The 5218-nt window shown below is 73.8% G+C and carries 2 protein-coding genes; both read left to right on the top strand.

Annotated features, from left to right (window positions below):
* A partial coding sequence (locus tag G4D87_RS33230) for a phosphopantetheine-binding protein (protein ID WP_163786702.1) occupies positions 1-810 on the top strand: 810 nt, incomplete at its 5' end.
* On the top strand, positions 803-5218 hold a 4416-nt coding region (locus G4D87_RS33225; protein ID WP_163786701.1), incomplete at its 3' end, for a type I polyketide synthase. The genes G4D87_RS33230 and G4D87_RS33225, both read left to right, overlap by 8 nt.

Raw genomic sequence — 5218 nt, 5'->3', positions numbered from 1 at the left:
GGCGTGGCGCGCGGCTACCTGGGCCAGCCGGGCCTCACGGCCGAGCGCTTCGTTCCGGACCCGTATGGCGGCGCGCCCGGTGCGCGGCTCTACCGCACGGGGGACCGGGTGCGGTGGTCGCCGGACGGGCGGCTCGAATTCCTGGGGCGCGTGGATGCCCAGCTCAAGCTGCGCGGCTTCCGCATCGAGCCGGGCGAGGTGGAGGTGGCCCTCCGGGAGCTGGCGGGGATGCGGCAGGCGCACGTGCGCGTGTGGTCGCCGCCCGCTGGTGGGGAGGCGCGGCTGGTGGCCTACGTGGTGCCGGGCCCCGGAGCGCCGCTGCCGCCGGGCGAGGTCCGCGCGCGCCTGCGTGCCCGGCTCCCGGAGCAGCTCGTCCCGGTGGACCTCATCTCCCTGGAGGCGTTGCCGATGACGACCGGCGGCAAGGTGGACGCGCGCGCGCTGCCCGCCCCGGTGCGCACCGTGACGGCGGAGAGCGCGCCGCGCACGCCGCTGGAGGAGTCCCTCGCGAAGGCCTGGGCGGAGGCCCTGGGGCTGCCCTCCGTGGGGGTGCACTCGCACTTCTTCGACGACCTCGGCGGCAGCTCGCTGGCGGCGGTGCGGACGTGCGCGCGGCTGCGCGAGACGTTGGGCCAGGACGTGCCCATCACCCACCTCTTCGAACACCCCACCGTCCACTCCCTGGCCCGGCGCCTGGCGTCCGAGGCGCGTCCAGGGCCGACGTCCGACGAGAAACACCAGACGCGCGCGGAGGCCCGGCGACAGGTCCTCCAGCGTCGCGGAGGAAGGAACCCTCGAGGCAATGGCTGACCACGACATGACGGGCGGAGACAGCACGGGGATGGGCAACGACATCGCGATCATCGGCATGGCGGTCCGCTTTCCAGGGGCCCGCGACGTGGACGCGTTCTGGGGGAACCTGCGCGACGGCGTGGAGTCCATCACCCGCCTGTCTTCGGAGTCACTGGAGCCTTCGCCCCTGGTCCCCGCGCTGGTGCGTGGCCACCCGGACTTCGTGCCGGTGGCCTCGGAGCTGGAAGGCGGAGACCACTTCGACGCGGCCTTCTTCGGCGTGGCGCCGCGCGAGGCGCAGTGGATGGATCCGCAGCAGCGCGTGTTCCTGGAGTGCGCGTGGGCCGCGCTGGAGGACGCCGCGCTCGACCCCGAACGTTTCGACGGGAAGGTGTCGCTCTACGCGGGGGCGGGCGCCTCGCTGCACACGTTGGGGTTGTTGGGGCAGGGCGCCCTGGACCCCGCGTCGCTCTACGAGCTGCTGGGCACCACGGGGGAGAACCTCGCGACGAAGGCGTCCTTCAAGCTGGGCCTGCGCGGCGAGAGCCTGTCCGTCTACACCGCGTGCTCCACGGGCCTGGTGGCCGTGCACATGGCGTGTCAGAGCTTGCTGATGCGCCAGTCGGACGTGGCGCTGGCGGGCGCGGTGCGGCTGTCGCTGCCACAGCGGTCGGGCTACCTGTTCCAGGAGGGGATGATTCTCTCTCCGGACGGCCACTGCCGGGCGTTCGACGCACGCGCGGCCGGAACGGTGCCGGGCAACGGCGCGGCGGCGGTGGTGCTCAAGCCCCTGGCGGACGCGCTGCGGGATGGCGACACCATCCATGCCGTCATCAAGGGGTCGGCCATCAACAACGATGGCGCCGCGAAGGTCGGCTACACGGCGCCGAGCGTGGAGGGGCAGGCGGACGTCATCAGTGAGGCCCTGGCCTACGCGGGACTGGAGGCGCGGGACATCGGCTACGTGGAGGCGCACGGGACGGGCACGGCGCTGGGGGACCCCATCGAGGTGGCGGCGCTGACGCGGGCGTTCCGCCGTCATACGGACGCGACGGGGTATTGCGGCCTGGGCTCGGTGAAGACGAACGTGGGCCACCTGGACACGGCGGCGGGGCTCGCGGGGCTCATCAAGGCGGTGCTGGCCCTGAAGCACGAGGCGCTGCCGGCCAGCCTCCACTTCGAGCGCCCCAATCCGGCCATCGACTTCGCGGGCAGTCCGTTCTTCGTCGTGGACGCGCTCCGGCCCTGGCCTCGGGGCGACGTGCCCCGGCGCGCGGGCGTCAGCTCGTTCGGCATTGGGGGGACGAACGCCCACGTGGTGCTGGAAGAGGCGCCGCTGACCGCTCGGACCCAGGAGCGCTCGCGCCCCACGCAGGTGGTGACGCTGTCGGCTCGAACGGCCGAGGCGTTGGCGTCCACGGCGCGGGAGCTGGCGGACTGGCTGGAGCGCGCGCCCGGCGAGGTGTCGTTGCCGGACGTGGCCTTCACCCGCAACACGGGCCGCCGCGCCTTCGAGCACCGGAGGGCCGTGGTGGCGGGCGACCGCGAGGCGCTGGTGGCCGCGCTGCGGGCGCCGGGACGGGGGCGCGTGGTGGAGGACGTCGCGGCGGCGCGCGAGGCGCGCGTGGCGTTCCTGCTGCCGGGACAGGGCGCGCAGTCCGTGGGCATGGGGCGAGCGCTTCACGCCGCGGAGCCCGTGTACCGCGACGCGCTGGAGACCTGCCTGCGGGAGCTGGGGCCGCGGCTGGAGGCGTCGGTGCGCGCGGTGTTGTTCCCCGCGCCAGGCGGAGAGGACGCCGCGAAGGCGCTGCTGGCGGACCCGGGCTGCGCGCTGCCCGCGCTGTTCTCGGTGGAGTACGCGCTCGCGCGCCAGTGGGAGTCGTGGGGCGTGAAGCCCCATGCGCTGCTGGGGCACAGCTTCGGTGAGTACGTGGCGGCGTGCCTCGTGGGCGTGATGCCCCTGGAGGACGCGCTGGCCCTGGCGGCGGCGCGTGGCCGGCTGATGGCGCGCATGCCCGCGGGCAGCATGACGGCGGTGGGGTGCTCCGAGGCAGTCGTGCGTCCCTTGCTGACGGGGGCGTTGTCGCTGGCCGCGGTGAATGGGGCGGAGCGCTGCGTGGTCTCCGGCCCCACGCCGGAGGTCGAGGCCCTGGAGCGCGAGCTCACGACACGGGGTGTGGGCGTGCTGCGCCTGCCCGCGGCGCATGCGTTCCATTCCGCGGCGGTGGAGCCGCTGATGGAGGACTTGCGCCAGGTCGTCACCGGGCTGCGCTTGTCCGCGCCCCAGCGCCCCTACGTGTCCAGCGTCACCGGGACGTGGATTCGCGCGGACGAGGCAACGGACCCCGCCTACTGGGTCCGGCAGATGCGGGCGCCGGTGCGCTTCGCGGATGGACTGGAGACACTCCAGGCGGACGGCTGCACGGTGTTCCTCGAAGTGGGGCCGGACCAGGCGCTCACGGCCCTGGCGAAGCTGGGCTTGCGCGGACACGCGGGCCGGGCCGTGGCGTCGCTGCCGCGGGCGGGGTCGGCGTCGAGCCCGCATGCGGCGCTGATGGCGGCGCTGGGCGCGTTGTGGGAGCAGGGATGCGCGCTCGATTGGAGCCAGGTCTACGCGCACGAGCAGCGCCGGAAGTTGCCGCTGCCTGTCTATCCCTTCCAGCGCCAATCCATGGGCACCGCGCCCGCGCCCGTGCTCGCCAGTCCTCCGGTGCTTCGTGAGGTGCCGCCTCCTCCCGCCGACGTGGCGGCGGTCCATGAGGAAGGACCGCCCGACGTCGCGGGGCCTCGGACGGACGTGGAGCGGCAGGTGCTGGCCATCTGGCGCGAGCGGTTGGGCCGCGCGGACTTTGGCATCCACGACGACTTCCTGGAGCTGGGGGGCAACTCGCTGATGGCCGCGCAGATGCTGACGCGGCTGCGCGAGGCGTTCCCGGTACAGCTCCCCTTGAGCGACGTGTTCGAGGCGCCCACGGTGGCCAGGGTGTCCGCGCGCATCCAGGCGCGGATGGGCTCGGCGGGCGCGGTGACGGGGGAGGCCGCGCTGCCGCCGCTGGCGCGTATCGCGCGTGACGGCGTGTTGCCCCTGTCGGTGGTGCAGGAGCGTGTCTGCGCGTTGGAGCAGGCGCTGCCGGGCAACCCGGCGCTCAACATGTACGTGGTGCTGCGGCTGCGCGGGGCGCTGGACGTGGCGCTCATGGAGCGGAGCCTGGAGGCGGTGGTGCGCCGTCACGAGGCGCTGCGCACCTCCTATCCGCGCGTCCAGGGCGCGACGGTCCTCCGCATCGCGCCGGAGGTGAAGCTGCCGCTGACAGTGGATCCGCTGGCGGCCGAGGGCTGGGAGCAGCGCGTCCATGACGAGGTGGCGCGTCCCTTCGACCTGGAGCGCGGGCCCGTGGTCCGCGCGCGCCTCTGGCGGCTGTCCCCGGAAGAGCACCTGCTCGCCGTCACGGTGCATCACGTGGTGTGTGACACGTGGTCGCTGGTGGTGCTCGGCAAGGAGCTGGGGGCGCACTACAGCGCCTTCAAGCAGGGGCAGCCCGTCGCGTTGCCCGCCCTGGCCGTGCAGTACGCGGACTACGCGGCCTGGCAGCGACGGGCGCTGAGAGAGGGGGCCTTCGCCGCGCAGGCCGCGGCGTGGCGCGAGCGGCTGGTGTCGCTCCCGGGGCCCTTGGCGCTGCCGGTGGACCGTGTCCCGGGCGAGGGGCCCGCGCTGCGGGGCCAGCGGTTGAACGTGGGGTTCTCCCGCGCGCTGTCGGAGTCGGTCCAGGCCCTGGCGCAGCGTGAGGGCATCACCCCGTTCATGGTGCTGCTGGCGTCGTGGAAGGCGCTGCTGTCGCGCTGGTCGGGCCAGGATGACATCGTCGTGGGGACCCCCATTGGCAACCGCAGCCGGCCGGAGCTGGAGCCGCTGATGGGCTACGTGGCGCACGCCGTCCCGCTTCGGACGGACCTGTCCGGAGCCCCGCCGTTCCGCGAGCTGCTGGCGCGAGTCCGGGACGTGTTGCTGGAGGCCTACGCGCACCCGGATGTCCCGTACGAAGAGCTGGTGCGGGAGATCGAGCCGCGGAAGGACACGGGCCGCGAGCGCGTCTTCGACACGTTGCTCGTCCTGCACACCCGCTTCGAGCCCAACGTGGAGCTGCCCGGCCTGCTGATGAGCCTGGTGGAGCTGGAGAACGGGCCACCGCAGTTCGGCGCGGTCCTGTCGAACCTGTCCATCTCCCTGGGCGAGCACGCGCACGGCTTCGCTGGCACCGTGGACTACGCGGACGAACGCTTCGAGCGGGCGACCGTGGAGCGGCTGATGGCGCACTGGACCACCCTGCTCGAAGCCGCGGTGGCGGACCCAGACCTGTCCGTGTCCGAGCTGCCACTGGAGGCACCGCCATCACCGCCCGCCCGCCCGCTGGCGGACAGCCGCCTC

This window comes from Myxococcus vastator (genome assembly GCF_010894475.1).
Lineage (GTDB): Bacteria > Myxococcota > Myxococcia > Myxococcales > Myxococcaceae > Myxococcus > Myxococcus vastator.
Note: the sequence above shows the minus strand (reverse complement) of the source record. Positions and strands in the feature narration are given on the sequence as shown.